The following is a 12,327-nucleotide window of genomic DNA, read 5'->3' as shown; positions in this document are numbered from 1 at the left end:
CGCCGAAAAGCCGAACGATCCCTGTCCGGCGCACCGAGCTCTGGACGGAATGCTGTGAAGTATCGATAAGGATCCGCTTCGCTATGATCGTTCTTTCGAACGTTTGCAAAACTTTTGACAGCACACAGGGCCGCGTCGTGGCGGTAGACAACGTCAGTCTGGCGGTAGAGGCCGGGCAAATTTACGGCATCATCGGCTACAGCGGCGCCGGCAAAAGCACGCTCATCCGCCTGCTTAACGGCCTGGAAACGCCCACCAGCGGCCGCATTGACGTAGGCGGCTTCGATATCGCCCGCGCCAAAGGCAGCCACCTGCGCCAGGCGCGCCTGAAAATCAGCATGGTATTTCAGCACTTCAACCTGCTGTGGTCGCGCACCGTCAGCCAAAACATCGCTTTTTCCATGCAGATCGCCGGCGTGCCCAAGGCGCAGATTGCGCCGCGCGTGGCGGAACTGATCGCGCTGGTCGGCCTGCAGGGGCGCGAAGACGCCTATCCGTCTCAGCTCAGCGGCGGCCAGAAACAGCGCGTCGGCATCGCCCGCGCGCTGGCCAATAACCCGAGCGTGCTGCTGTGCGACGAGGCCACCTCGGCGCTCGATCCGCAGACCACCGACGCCATTCTCGACCTGCTGCTGGACATCAACCGCCAGCTGAAATTGACCATCGTGCTGATCACCCACGAGATGCACGTGGTGCGCAAAATCTGCCACCGCGTGGCGGTGATGGAAAACGGCCGCATCGTCGAAGAAGGCCCGGTGCTCGACGTGTTCACCCGGCCGCAGCAGCCGATCACCCGGCAGTTCGTCAAACAGGTGTCACAGTATGCGGACACCGAAGAGAGCTTCAACCCGCTGCTCACCGCCCACCTGCCGGGGGCGATTTTCAAGCTGACCTTCGTCGGCGTGCAAACCCATCAGGCGGTGATCTCTGAAGTGATCCGGCGCTATGCCCTGACCGTCAACATTCTGCACGGCAAGATCAGCCACACCCTCAACGGTTCGTTCGGCGAACTGTATATCCACGCCGAAGGCAACGAACAACAAGTCGCCGACATGCTCAACCTGCTGCACGAAAGAGACATCGCCGTCGAGGTTATCCAACATGATTGAATCCCTGTTCCCCCACCTGCGTCTGGATCAACTGTGGGACGCCACCTGGGAAACGCTTTACATGACCGGCATCGCCGGTTTGGCCACGCTGGTGCTGGGCATCGTGCTCGGCGTGCTGCTGTTTTTAACCTCGAAGGGCCAGCTGTGGCAGAACCGGGCGGTCTACTCGCTGATCTCCGTGTTGGTCAACGTCTTCCGCTCCATTCCGTTCATCATTCTTATCGTGCTGCTGATTCCGTTCACCAAGTCGCTGATCGGCACCATTCTCGGCGCGGACGCGGCCCTGCCGGCGCTGATCGTCGGCGCGGCGCCGTTCTACGCCCGGCTGGTGGAGATCGCGTTGCGCGAGGTCGACAAAGGGGTGATCGAAGCGGCGCGCTCGATGGGCGCCAAAAACCGCACCCTGATTTTCCGCGTATTGCTGCCGGAGAGCTCGCCGGCGCTGGTTTCCGGCATCACCGTCACCCTGATCGCGCTGGTGAGCTACACCGCGATGGCCGGGGTGATCGGCGCCGGTGGCCTGGGCAACCTGGCCTATCTGGAGGGGTTCCAACGCAACCACAGTGACGTGACGCTGGTGGCGACGCTGACGATTCTGCTGATCGTTTTCGTCATTCAGTTCATTGGCGACACCCTGACAAGAACGCTCGATAAACGTTAATTAACCAAGGAAAACGATGATGAAAAAGCACCTACTGATGTTGGCTTTCGCCTCTGTCGCCACCCTCGCCTCTTACGGCGCCGCCGCCGCGACCAAGCTGGTGGTCGGCGCCTCCAACGTGCCGCACGCCGAGATCCTCGAACAGGCCAAACCGATACTGGCGAAGGAAGGCATCGATCTGCAGATCAAGCGCTTTCAGGACTACATCCTGCCGAACACCGCGCTGGCCAGCCACGACATCGACGCCAACTACTTCCAGCACGTGCCTTACCTGAACTCGGTGCTGAAAGACCACGCCGACGACAAGAGCTACGACTTCGTCAGCGCCGGCGCGATCCATATTGAGCCCATCGGCATCTACTCGAAGAAGTACAAGAGCCTGAAAGATCTGCCGGAAAACGGCAAAATCATCATGCGCGACGCGGTGGCGGAAGAAGGCCGCATCCTGTCTATTTTTGAACGGGAAGGGGTGATCAAGCTGAAACCGGGGGTGAGCAAGGTGGACGCGCGCATCACCGACGTGGTGGAAAACCCGAAACACCTGAAGTTCCAGGCCAACGTTGAGGGCGCGCTGCTGCCGCAAATGTACAACAACGACGAAGGCGACGCGGTAGTGATCAACGCCAACTACGCCATCGACGCCGGGCTGAATCCGACCAAAGATCCGATCGCGGTCGAAAGCGGCGAAAACAACCCATACGCCAACATCATCACCGTGCACAAGGCCGACGTGAACAAGCCGGAGATTGTGGCGCTGGTGAAGGTGCTGCACTCCAAGCCGATTCAGGACTTTATCCGCGAGAAATACCAGGGCGCGGTGATCCCGGTCAATCAGTAATCGGTTACACGGCCCGGTAAAAGCCGCAATGCCGCTCACTTAAGCCTGAGTGGCATTTTTTTATCCAGCCTCTGGGCGTTCTGTGCAGGGGAATTGCCGTAAATGTCCGCATTTCTCTGTGGCCAATATGAACGGCAATTGGAGGGGCCGCGCCTTCGGCCCCTGGCTCGGTCGAGGAGCGTGAGCCACATGGGGCATCTCACTTTTATCGACCGAAAATGTCACGAACGCCTGCAGAAAAACGCTAACTGATCAGCATTGCGGTAAAAGCCGGGCCGGTTGTTACACCTTATTGCCAATCTGGCTGAGCCGCGGCCACACCAGCATCAACGCCTCCAGCAACCGCAGCAGATCGCTCCGGCTTGCCCCTTCGCGCGCCTGCACCGACATGCCTTCAATGGTGCAAATCACGTATTTCGCCAGCAGTACGGTGTCGGTTTTCGCCAGCAGTTCGCCCTGCTGCACCTTGCGATCGAAGCAGGCTTTCAGCGCCGCTTCCTGCGCATGATGCTTCCTGCGCAGCATCTGGGCGACGTCATCGGACGCCGACGACAGCGCGGCCGAGGCGCACACCATGAAACAGCCTGACGGCGTATCGGGATCGGTAAACACTTCGACGGAAGAGCGCACGTAGGCTTCGACGATCTCGGCCACCGGCAGATCCTGCTCCAACAGTTGGTTGGTGCAGGTGGTGTATTTTTGCAGATAGCGTTCCACCGCCGCGCGGAACATCCCTTCCTTGTTGCCGAACTCCGCATACAGCGTCGGCGCCTTGGCGCCGGTCACTTCCACCAGATCGGCCAGCGAGGTGGCTTCATAGCCGTGCCGCCAGAACAGATCGAGCGCGCTTTCCAACGCCCGATCGCGATCAAATTGTTTCGGTCTGCCGCGGCTTTTTTTGCCGCAGACCGCTTCATTGATGCCCATCGTTCCTCTCCTATCCCGCTCCACGGCAGGGTTAGCACAAATAACTTAACGATCATTATAAAAAAATATTGCGCCCTCGTCGAGAACCGATTAGCATTTAGTTATCGATCGTTAAGATAATTTAGCGAAGCAGATTAACCCCCTCTATTTACCGTTATCGGAAAGGAAATAACATCATGAAAAACTTAAAATTAACCTTAGCAGCTCTCACTCTGGCCAGCGTTTCCTTCGGCAGCTTCGCCGCTGATTTGGTCCAGAACCAACCGGCAGACCAGCAGAAAGTGGGCGTCATCACCGTCAGCGGCGCATCCGATCTGACCTCGCTGGAAAGCAGCCTGGCCGCCAAAGCCGATCAGGCCGGTGCCAAATCCTTCCGCATCATCGGCGCCGGCGGTAACAACCAACTGCATGGCACCGCAGAAATCTATCAATAACAAGGTATTAAACCAGCGGATCGCGAGAAATTCTGCTCCCGACGCCAGGGCGTTAAAAAAAATTAATTAACGAGCATTAAAAAAATACTTGCAATCCGTCAAACCGGCATCTAACATTAAATTATCGATCGTTAATTAATTTAACGACCTTACAAAACTAACATCGTAAAGAACAAAGATAGGAAATAAGACCATGAAAAACCTGAAAATGACCATCGCCGCCATCGCACTGGCTTCCGTCTCCTTCGGCAGCTTCGCCGCCGAACTGGTCAACGCTCAACCGGCCGATCTGCAAAAAGCCGGCGTCGTCACCGTCAGCGGTGCTTCCGACCTGAGCAGCCTGGAAAACAAACTGGCGGCCAAAGCCGACGCAGCCGGCGCCAAATCCTTCCAGATCATCGCAACCACCGGCGACAACAAATTGCACGGTACCGCGATCATCTACAATTAATTGCCACACCGGCAATCGCGCAAAAGGGCGGCTCAGGCCGCCTTTTGTTTGTTTTGATGCCAACGTTCTGTTGTAAGCTGTAGCAACCTTTTCTTGCTGAGCCGAGCAACGCCATGACTCCCCTGCTGTTTCACAAATATCACGGCCTGGGTAACGACTACCTGGTTTGCCACCGTTCGGTCGCCGATCGTCTGAGCCAGGAACAGATCCGCCTGCTGTGCCACCCGCATTACGGCATCGGTTCCGACGGCCTGCTGATCGACAGCGGCGACGCCGTCAATCCCACCCTGCGCATCATCAACCCGGACGGCTCCGAAGCGGAGAAAAGCGGCAACGGCCTGCGTATCTACGCGCGGTATCTGTTCGACAGCGAGCGCGTGGGGCATCAGCCGTTTCTGGTGCATACCGCCGGCGGCGACGTGCGTTGCCAGGTGGCGGAAGACGCGCATCAGATAACCGTGGAGATGGGGCGCGCCAATTTCAGCCCGGCGGCGCTGCCGGCCTTGATCGATCTGCCGGAGGCACTGAACTATCCGCTGCCCCTGATGGAGGAGACGTTAAGCGTTTCGCTGGTGTCGATGGGCAACCCGCACTGCGTGGTGCCGGTGGAAAAACTGGATCTGGCGCAGGTGCATCGGCTCGGACCGCAGATTGAACGCCATCCGCTGTTCCCGAAACGCACCAATGTACAACTGGTGGAAGTGGTCGATCGCCAGACGCTGCGCATCGGCATCTGGGAGCGCGGCGCCGGTTTTACCCTCGCCTCCGGCAGCAGCAGCTGCGCCGCCGCCAGCGTGATGCGCAAGTTGGGACAAGTCGACGATCGGGTTAGCGTGCGGATGCCGGGCGGCGAACTGCAAATCGCCTTCAGCGGCGATTTTCAGGTCAGCATGCGCGGACCGGTGCATAAAATCGCCACCCTGACGCTGGACGAAGATTGTTTTGCCGGCGGCGCGGGGCTGTTTACGGGATCCACCCCAGCAGCCTGAACCACAGATAATCCAACGGCACCAGCAGCGCAAAACTGAGCGCGGCCAACAGCAGGCACAGCTTTAGCCCTTCGCGCGCCGGCACTTTGCCCATCCCCATCGCCACCACGATCGGCGAGGCCTGATACGGCAGCAGCGGCGTGGCGTAACCGATCACCTGGGTCATCAACACCGTCAGCAGCGGCAGACCGCTGCCCGCGGACAGCGCCTGCGCCAGCGGGGTAAACAGCGCCGGCACGCCGTTGGCGGTCACCACGAAATTCAGCAACGCGGTGATCCCCACCAGCGAACCGAATGCGGTGAACGGTTTGCCGTGCAGATCCGGCATCATCGCCAGCAGCGCACCGCCCAGCCGATCGCCAAGCCCCGAGTGGCTGACCAGCGCAGTCAGCCCCAGGATCCCCGCCACGTAGATGCAGGTGCGCACGTTAACCCCGGCGGCGAACTGCTCGCCGTTGAGAAACCCGATACGTGGCAACAGGCAGAAGCAGGCCGCCGCCAACCCGATCCAGGCGGGGGCGATGCCGTGCCAGCTGTCGGTCATCCACAGCAACACCGTGGCACCCAACAGTGCGATCAGCCGCCATTCGGCGGCGCTGAGCGGGGTTTGCGCCGCCTCGGCCGCCACCGGCTGCGGCCGCGCACGGAACAGGCCGCAGATGCACAGCGTCAGCAGCGCGCCTTTGGCGATCCCGAGCACCGGGGCGTGCAACAGCAGGTAGGAAAGATAAGCGAAGTGGCTGCCGTAGGCGCTTTCCGCCGCGCCGCTCATCACCAGATTGGGCACGTTGGCCGGCAGGATGCTGGCGGAGAGCTGGAAGGTGCCGAACCCCACCGCCAGCGCCAAACCGATGCGGCCGCGCGAGCCCTCCACCAAACCGGCGCGATCGGCCAACGCCATGACGATCGGCATCAGCAGCGTAATGCGCCCCATGTTGGAAGGCATGACAAACGCCAGCGCGTAGCTTATCGCCACCACCCCGCCCACCAGGCGGAGCCAGGAGCCGGCCAGGTGCGGCAAGAGCCGGTTGGCCAGGCGATCCGCCAAACCGGTGCTGCGGATGGCGGTGCCCAGCACAAAACCGCTGAGCACCAGCCAGAATGCGGAAGACGCGAAACCGGAAAAGGTCACCGCGGCAGGCGCCAGCTGCAACACCATCACCGCCGCGAAGAACAGCAGCGCGACCAAATACTCCGGCAAGCGGGCGCTGGCCCATAGCGCGATGACCACCAGCGTGACCAGCGCGGACAGCGCCATCGGATCCCCTAGCATAGTTTCCTCCCTGATAAAACGTTGTGATTGTTATCAAACGGTTAACAGGGTGGCACAAGGCGCGGGCGCTAACCTTGAAACCGCTCACATATCGCCGTTCTTCAGATTTTTCAGCATGCACACGTTGCAACCGTGATGGCCGGTGTTGCCGCGCCGTTCCGTCAGCAGCGTGAATCCCAGCGCGTAGTACAACCCGATCGCCTCTTTCAACTGTTCGGTGGTTTCCAGGTAGCAGTAGCGATACCCCGCCGCCCGCGCCGCCTTCAGCGCCTGCACCACCATATAGCGCGCCATACCCAGCCCACGCGCGCCGGGTTTGAAGAACAGCTTCTGCAGCTCGCAATAGCCGGGCTCTTCGCCCGCCAACGGCGCCATGCCGACGCCCCCCACCACCTGCCCGTCCCGCTCCAGCACCCAGTAGTGGCCGCCGTTGTCGCGATACAGGCCGGTCAGCCGATCGAGATCCGGATCGTGCAGGCTGACGCCTTCCATCTTGTCCATGCCGTACTCACGAAACACGTCGCGAATGATCGCCGCCATCGCCGCATCGTCGCGCGCGGCGATCGGCCGCACCCGCAGGTTGGCGTCGCGCTGTTTGCGTGCGCTGCGCAGCGCCGCGGTCATCTTTTTCATCGCCGCGGTGGTGCTCGCCAGCTCATCGTCGTCCAACTGCGCCAGCGCCGCCTGCATAAAACCGTCGGCGTCGCTCTCGATGCCGGCCAGCGCCTTGCCGCCGTTTTTACTCAGCCGATGCAGGTTGTGCCGCTTGTCATCCGGATGATCCACCGTTTCTATCACGCCGGCGGCGACCAGGCTGCGCAGCGCCCGGCTGGCGCTGGCCTTGTCGATGCAAAGCCGGGCCGCCAGCTCGGTGACGCCCAGCGGCTGCTCGCTGACTTCGATCATCAGATGGATCTGCAGCGGCGAAAAGCGCGAGCCGTTGCTCTGCTTGTTCAACATGCCGAATTCTCTGACCAAACTGCGCGCCAATGCTCTGAAATCCCTGATGTTCACGACGTTATGCTCCCCTGTTCTTCCACCTTCACGCTAGGTTGGATGGATTATTGGTTGATAGTGTTACCTAATTTCGAACATAACGATAACGCATAAACAATTGCGAATGAATAACCAACGGGGCACCTGAATATGTCAAAATATTTCACACACAAGAACTTAAAACCAAAAAAAACAATCATTTTAAAAATTAAAACCCAAATTAAAATTTAAAATTAAAATAAAAAACCAATTAAAATGAGCGCAAAAACAGCAAACCTTGAAATAGCAAAAAATAAAATAAATATCTATTTGAAAAATAAAATATAAAAATTAAAACGTGAAAACTTGATAGCAACAACTTAACCGCTATCTGGTCAACGTCGGTTACATATTTACGCCTGCCTTCGCACGCCTCCCTGCACCATTGTCCCTTTTGCCAAAAGTAGCCCATGCTTTAACTGCTCCTCTCCTTCTGGCTAACCGGGACGCTGGCTCATGACGAAAAAAACCACCCTGCTGCAATTCTTTCACTGGTACTACCCCGACGGCGGCAAACTGTGGCAGGAGGCCGCCGAGCGCGCCCCGCACCTGGCCGAACTGGGCATCACCGACCTGTGGCTGCCGCCCGCCTGCAAGGGCGCTTCCGGCGGCTACTCCGTCGGCTACGATACATACGATCTGTTCGATCTCGGCGAATTTGACCAGAAAGGCAGCGTGGCCACCAAATACGGCGACAAGGCGGCGCTCGAACACGCCGCCAATACGCTGCGCGAACACGGCGTGGGGGTGCTCTACGACGTGGTGTTCAACCACAAGCTCGGCGCGGACGAGAAAGAACAGGTACACGTGTTCAAGGTGGACGCCAACAACCGCAACGACATCGACGACCAGGGCTTCGACGCGCTGGCCTACACCCGCTTCACCTTTCCCGGCCGCCAGGGCGTGCATTCCGAGTTTATCTGGGATTACACATGCTTCAGCGGCGTCGATTACGTTGAGCAGCCGGACGACAAAGGGGTGTTCAAAATCGCCAACGACTATGGCGACGACGGCTGGAACGATCAGGTCGACGACGAAAAAGGCAACTACGACTATCTGATGGGGGCCGACGTGGAGTTCCGCAATGCCGCCGTGACGGAGGAGCTCAAATACTGGGCGCGCTGGCTGTTGGAAAGCCTGCCGTGCGACGGCTTCCGCCTGGACGCCGCCAAACACATTCCCGCCTGGTTCTTCAAAGAGTGGGCGGATCACGTGCGCGGCAGCGCACAGCGCGACCTGTTTATCGTCGCCGAATACTGGTCGCACGATCTCGGTGCGCTGCAACAATACATCGAGTTGGTGGACGGCAAGGTGATGCTGTTCGACGTGGCGCTGCACCTGAAGTTTCATCAGGCGTCGAAACAGGGCGACGGCTTCGACATGGCGCAGATCTTCACCGATACCCTGACCGCCGCCGATCCGGCCCACGCGGTAACGCTGGTCGCCAACCACGACACCCAGCCGTTGCAATCGCTGGAAGCGCCGGTAGAACCCTGGTTCAAACCGCTGGCCTACGCGCTGATCCTGTTGCGCGAACAGGGCGTGCCCTGCGTGTTTTACCCCGACCTGTATGGCGCCAGCTACCGCGACAAGGGGCGCGACGGCGGCGAGCACCAGATTGACATGCCGGCGATCCCGGAGCTGGAGAAGCTGATTGCCGCCCGCCAGCGTTTCGCCAACGGCCCGCAAACCGACTACTTCGACGACAGCCACTGCGTTGCCTTCAGCCGCGCCGGCACCGCCGAGGCCCCCGGCTGCGTGGTGGTGCTGACCAACGGCGGCGAGAGCGGCAAGACCGTCGCACTGGGCGCCGATTTGGCGCACACCGCCTGGCGCGATTTCCTCGGCAACCGTCAGGAGGAAATCACCACCGACGACCAGGGCAGTGCCCATTTCCCGGTCAACGCCGGCAGCGTCAGCGTTTGGGTGCCGGCCGCCAGCCTGTGAGCGCCCGCCGCCGCGTAATGATGACGCGGCGGCAAAACTAATGTTTGCCTTTCGGGTCTAACTTACGCTATCAACTGCGCAAGCCATTCACACCGGAGCCTAAATAGGGTACAAGGCTGCATGAAAATTCCAAAACGACTCCAGCCGCTGGTTGATGACGGGTTAATCGACGACGTCATCCGCCGGTTGAAAAGCGGCAAAGAAGCCGACGTGTTTATCGTGCGCTGCGGCGATGAGATCCGCTGCGCCAAAGTGTACAAAGAGGCAGAGAAGCGCAACTTCAAGCAGGCCGTTCACTATCAGGAAGGGCGCAAGGTGCGCAACAGCCGCGACGCGCGCGCCATGAGCAAAGGCTCCAAATTCGGCCGCCAGCAGCAGGAAGAAGCCTGGCAAAACACCGAAGTGGACGCACTGTATCTGCTGGCCAAGGCCGGGGTGCGGGTGCCGCAGCCGGACATCTGCCTGGACGGCGTGCTGCTGATGGAGCTGATCACCGACGAAGAAGGCCTGGTGGCGCCGCGCCTGAGCGATGTCATCCTGACGCCGGAACAGGCGCGCGCCGATCACGCCCTGATGATGAACTATGCGGTGCGCATGCTGTGCGCCGGGCTGGTGCACGGCGACCTGTCGGAATTCAACGTGCTGATGGATAAAGACGGGCCGGTGATCATCGATCTGCCGCAGGTGGTGGACGCCGCCGCCAACAACCACGCCAAAAGCATGTTCGAGCGCGATATCGGCAATCTGGCCGAGTATTACGGCCAGTTCGCGCCGGAGCTGCGCGACAGCCAATACGCCAAAGAGATTTGGGCGCTGTATCAGGAAGGCAACCTGACACCGGACAGCACTCTCAGCGGCCGGTTCAGCGAAATCCAGAAACGCGCCGACGTCGGATCGGTGCTGGAAGAGATCCAGGCCGCCGGCGAGGAACACCAGCGCCGCATGATGGCGCGCAACGCGGAAGAGTAACGCGCCGCGCTATTCGACGCGAAACACGTCCGGCCGCTGCGGCGTCGCCGCCTCGTGATAGATATCCCCCAGATAGCCGGCGATCTCCTCTTCGCGCAGATCGGCCGGCAGCACGATATCGTGACTGGGGGCATATTTGCGCTCCGGCAACGTCACGCGGAACAACCACCATTCGTCCCCGATGCGCTTCACGCCCAGCAGACGGCCGAACACGTTAAAAATCATCATCCGCCATTCCCTCTCTCGTCGCTTTCAGGCTATAACACTGTGATGCCGCCGCAGTGAAAAGGAAAGCGTATGAGTGAAAAAACGCCGCAGTTCTGGCGCGATCCGCAGTTGCCGTTCGTCGAAGCCCGCGCCATCGCGGATGGCCGCCAGGTGTGTTACAGCCTGCACAGCCACGAATTCTTTTCCATCGGCGCCATCACCGGCGGCGTCAGCACCTATGTCAACGGCGAGCGGCGCATGCAGGTCAGCGCCGGCGATTTGGTTGTCATCAACCCGCAGCAGGCGCATGCCTGCAACCCCATTGCCGATCGCCGTTGGTCGTACATCATGTTCTATCTCGATCTCGCCTGGCTCGGCGCGCTGCAGCAGGAGCTGCTCGGCGGCGACGGCGATCGTTTTGTTCCGTTCAGCCAGCCGCTCAGCCGCGATCCGGCGCTGTTCCACGGCCTGAACCGGCTTTATGCGCTGCTGACGGATCCGCTGTGCTGCGCGCTGGAAAAACAGATCGCCATGGTGGAGTATTTCAGCGCCCTGCAGCTCGGGCTGGGCGATGTCCGCCAGCCGGAGACACCGTCGCATACCCGACTGGAAGCGGCGGCGGCGTTTATCGACGCGCACTGCACCCGGCCGCTGACGCTGGACGACATTTGCCGCGCCGCCGCGCTGTCCCCTTCTTACCTGATCCGCGCCTTCCGCCAGCGCTACGGCATGACGCCGCACGCCTATCTGGTCAACCGCCGCGTGCAGCACGGCCATCGGCTGTTGAAGAGCGGCCTGCCGATCGCCGCAGCCGCCAGCGAAAGCGGCTTTGCCGATCAGGCGCACTTCCAGCGCACCTTCAAGCAGCTGCTGGCCGCCACGCCGGGGCAGTATCAAAAACCTTCCGCCAGCAGATAGCAGGCGCTGGCCGCCAACAGCAGCGCCATCGCCCGGTTGAAACGCCGCACGTTGCGCGCCTGCCTGAGCAGGCCACGCAGCATCGCGCCGACATAGGCCCAGCAGGCCACCGAGGCATAGCAAATCACGAAGTAGAGCCCGGCGAACTGCCACAGCAACAGCACATCGCCGTCGCCGACAAAGGCGCCGAGGCTGGCCACCGACGCCAGCCACGCCTTGGGGTTCAGCCATTGCATCAGCGCGCCGTACCAACAGGAAGGCGCCCGCGCCGCGCCGTTGCCCAATCTGCCGTCGTCAAACGCCAGCCGGTAGGCCATAAACAGCAGGAAGGCCACGCCGGCCCACTGAATCAAGCGGGTCAATGCCGGCCACAGGATCAGCAGCTGGTGCATGCCCAATCCCAGCAGCACCAGCAACAGGGTAAACCCCAGCGTAGCGCCGAACACGTGGCGCTGGGTCGCGCCAAAGCCGAATTGCGCCCCGGCGCTCAAGGCGACGATGTTGACCGGGCCGGGAGTGATGGAGGCCGCCAGCGCAAACGCGGCCATGGAAAGGTAGATGTTCATGAT

The 12,327-nt window shown here is 60.5% G+C and carries 14 protein-coding genes; 9 read left to right on the top strand and 5 right to left on the bottom strand.

Annotation, left to right across the window (positions count from 1 at the left end):
- Positions 1 to 83: 83 nt before the first annotated feature.
- From C9411_RS14870 to C9411_RS14860, 3 genes are read left to right on the top strand one after another with little or no spacing between them, the layout of a single operon-like run.
- Positions 84 to 1,109 (top strand): methionine ABC transporter ATP-binding protein, encoded by a 1,026-nt coding sequence (locus C9411_RS14870; RefSeq protein ID WP_063991249.1) that lies wholly within the window; start codon positions 84 to 86, stop codon positions 1,107 to 1,109.
- Positions 1,102 to 1,770 (top strand): methionine ABC transporter permease, encoded by a 669-nt coding sequence (locus C9411_RS14865; protein ID WP_033637581.1) that lies wholly within the window; start codon positions 1,102 to 1,104, stop codon positions 1,768 to 1,770. The genes C9411_RS14870 and C9411_RS14865 overlap by 8 nt, the downstream gene beginning before the upstream one ends.
- Before the next feature lie 19 nt (positions 1,771 to 1,789).
- Entirely contained in the window at positions 1,790 to 2,608 is an 819-nt protein-coding gene (locus tag C9411_RS14860; RefSeq protein WP_063991248.1) for a MetQ/NlpA family ABC transporter substrate-binding protein, read from the top strand.
- Positions 2,609 to 2,890: 282 nt separating this feature from the next.
- On the opposite strand, the gene C9411_RS14855 is transcribed toward C9411_RS14860, so the two are convergent.
- The gene (locus C9411_RS14855; protein WP_063991247.1) at positions 2,891 to 3,535 is read right to left on the bottom strand and encodes a TetR/AcrR family transcriptional regulator; all 645 of its coding nucleotides are present in this window, start codon (positions 3,533 to 3,535) and stop codon (positions 2,891 to 2,893) included.
- Between the two features lie 176 nt (positions 3,536 to 3,711).
- Here C9411_RS14855 and C9411_RS14850 point away from each other — a divergent pair, with 176 nt between their 5' ends.
- From C9411_RS14850 to dapF, 3 genes are all read left to right on the top strand, one after another.
- A complete protein-coding gene (locus tag C9411_RS14850) occupies positions 3,712 to 3,969 on the top strand; it encodes a DUF1471 domain-containing protein (protein WP_033637578.1) in 258 nt (85 codons plus the stop codon).
- Between the two features lie 193 nt (positions 3,970 to 4,162).
- Positions 4,163 to 4,420, top strand: a complete 258-nt coding sequence (locus C9411_RS14845; RefSeq protein ID WP_004939517.1) for a YdgH/BhsA/McbA-like domain containing protein — start codon at positions 4,163 to 4,165, stop codon at positions 4,418 to 4,420.
- Positions 4,421 to 4,533: 113 nt separating this feature from the next.
- On the top strand, positions 4,534 to 5,409 hold the full coding sequence (gene dapF / locus C9411_RS14840) for a diaminopimelate epimerase (protein WP_107227364.1): 876 nt from the start codon (positions 4,534 to 4,536) through the stop codon (positions 5,407 to 5,409).
- Here the strand turns inward: dapF and C9411_RS14835 are convergent.
- Both C9411_RS14835 and C9411_RS14830 read right to left on the bottom strand, forming a co-directional pair.
- On the bottom strand, positions 5,384 to 6,682 hold the full coding sequence (locus C9411_RS14835; protein WP_063991244.1) for an SLC13 family permease: 1,299 nt from the start codon (positions 6,680 to 6,682) through the stop codon (positions 5,384 to 5,386). The two genes, dapF and C9411_RS14835, sit on opposite strands and share 26 nt — an antisense overlap.
- 84 nt (positions 6,683 to 6,766) lie before the next feature.
- The gene (locus tag C9411_RS14830) at positions 6,767 to 7,672 is read right to left on the bottom strand and encodes a helix-turn-helix domain-containing GNAT family N-acetyltransferase (protein ID WP_107227363.1); all 906 of its coding nucleotides are present in this window, start codon (positions 7,670 to 7,672) and stop codon (positions 6,767 to 6,769) included.
- A 501-nt stretch (positions 7,673 to 8,173) separates the two neighbouring features.
- Between C9411_RS14830 and amyA the strand changes: the two genes are divergently transcribed.
- Together amyA and C9411_RS14820 are read left to right on the top strand one after the other, a co-directional pair.
- Positions 8,174 to 9,664 (top strand): alpha-amylase, encoded by a 1,491-nt coding sequence (gene amyA / locus C9411_RS14825; protein ID WP_107227362.1) that lies wholly within the window; start codon positions 8,174 to 8,176, stop codon positions 9,662 to 9,664.
- Positions 9,665 to 9,784: 120 nt separating this feature from the next.
- Positions 9,785 to 10,633, top strand: a complete 849-nt coding sequence (locus C9411_RS14820; RefSeq protein ID WP_063991241.1) for a PA4780 family RIO1-like protein kinase — start codon at positions 9,785 to 9,787, stop codon at positions 10,631 to 10,633.
- Between the two features lie 9 nt (positions 10,634 to 10,642).
- Here the strand turns inward: C9411_RS14820 and C9411_RS14815 are convergent, their stop codons facing one another.
- On the bottom strand, positions 10,643 to 10,861 hold the full coding sequence (locus C9411_RS14815; protein WP_107227361.1) for a hypothetical protein: 219 nt from the start codon (positions 10,859 to 10,861) through the stop codon (positions 10,643 to 10,645).
- A gap of 69 nt (positions 10,862 to 10,930) precedes the next feature.
- Here C9411_RS14815 and C9411_RS14810 point away from each other — a divergent pair, with 69 nt between their 5' ends.
- A complete protein-coding gene (locus tag C9411_RS14810) occupies positions 10,931 to 11,758 on the top strand; it encodes an AraC family transcriptional regulator (protein ID WP_063991240.1) in 828 nt (275 codons plus the stop codon).
- On the opposite strand, the gene C9411_RS14805 is transcribed toward C9411_RS14810, so the two are convergent.
- Positions 11,734 to 12,324, bottom strand: a complete 591-nt coding sequence (locus C9411_RS14805; protein ID WP_107227360.1) for a LysE family translocator — start codon at positions 12,322 to 12,324, stop codon at positions 11,734 to 11,736. The genes C9411_RS14810 and C9411_RS14805 overlap by 25 nt on opposite strands.
- Positions 12,325 to 12,327 lie beyond the last annotated feature (3 nt).

Source organism: Serratia sp. Nf2 (assembly GCF_003028435.1).
In the GTDB taxonomy this organism is placed as follows: domain Bacteria; phylum Pseudomonadota; class Gammaproteobacteria; order Enterobacterales; family Enterobacteriaceae; genus Serratia; species Serratia marcescens_L.
The sequence above is the reverse complement of the archived record's forward strand: the minus strand, read 5'-3'. Positions and strand labels throughout refer to the sequence as shown.

Coding starts and splice junctions, on each gene's coding strand:
- C9411_RS14815 (WP_107227361.1), bottom strand. CDS start 10,861: ATGATGATTTTTAACGTGTTCGGCCGTCTGCTGGGCGTGAAGCGCATC.
- C9411_RS14870 (WP_063991249.1), top strand. CDS start 84: ATGATCGTTCTTTCGAACGTTTGCAAAACTTTTGACAGCACACAGGGC.
- C9411_RS14850 (WP_033637578.1), top strand. CDS start 3,712: ATGAAAAACTTAAAATTAACCTTAGCAGCTCTCACTCTGGCCAGCGTT.
- C9411_RS14855 (WP_063991247.1), bottom strand. CDS start 3,535: ATGGGCATCAATGAAGCGGTCTGCGGCAAAAAAAGCCGCGGCAGACCG.
- C9411_RS14805 (WP_107227360.1), bottom strand. CDS start 12,324: ATGAACATCTACCTTTCCATGGCCGCGTTTGCGCTGGCGGCCTCCATC.
- C9411_RS14820 (WP_063991241.1), top strand. CDS start 9,785: ATGAAAATTCCAAAACGACTCCAGCCGCTGGTTGATGACGGGTTAATC.
- dapF (WP_107227364.1), top strand. CDS start 4,534: ATGACTCCCCTGCTGTTTCACAAATATCACGGCCTGGGTAACGACTAC.
- amyA (WP_107227362.1), top strand. CDS start 8,174: ATGACGAAAAAAACCACCCTGCTGCAATTCTTTCACTGGTACTACCCC.
- C9411_RS14810 (WP_063991240.1), top strand. CDS start 10,931: ATGAGTGAAAAAACGCCGCAGTTCTGGCGCGATCCGCAGTTGCCGTTC.
- C9411_RS14860 (WP_063991248.1), top strand. CDS start 1,790: ATGAAAAAGCACCTACTGATGTTGGCTTTCGCCTCTGTCGCCACCCTC.
- C9411_RS14835 (WP_063991244.1), bottom strand. CDS start 6,682: ATGCTAGGGGATCCGATGGCGCTGTCCGCGCTGGTCACGCTGGTGGTC.
- C9411_RS14845 (WP_004939517.1), top strand. CDS start 4,163: ATGAAAAACCTGAAAATGACCATCGCCGCCATCGCACTGGCTTCCGTC.
- C9411_RS14865 (WP_033637581.1), top strand. CDS start 1,102: ATGATTGAATCCCTGTTCCCCCACCTGCGTCTGGATCAACTGTGGGAC.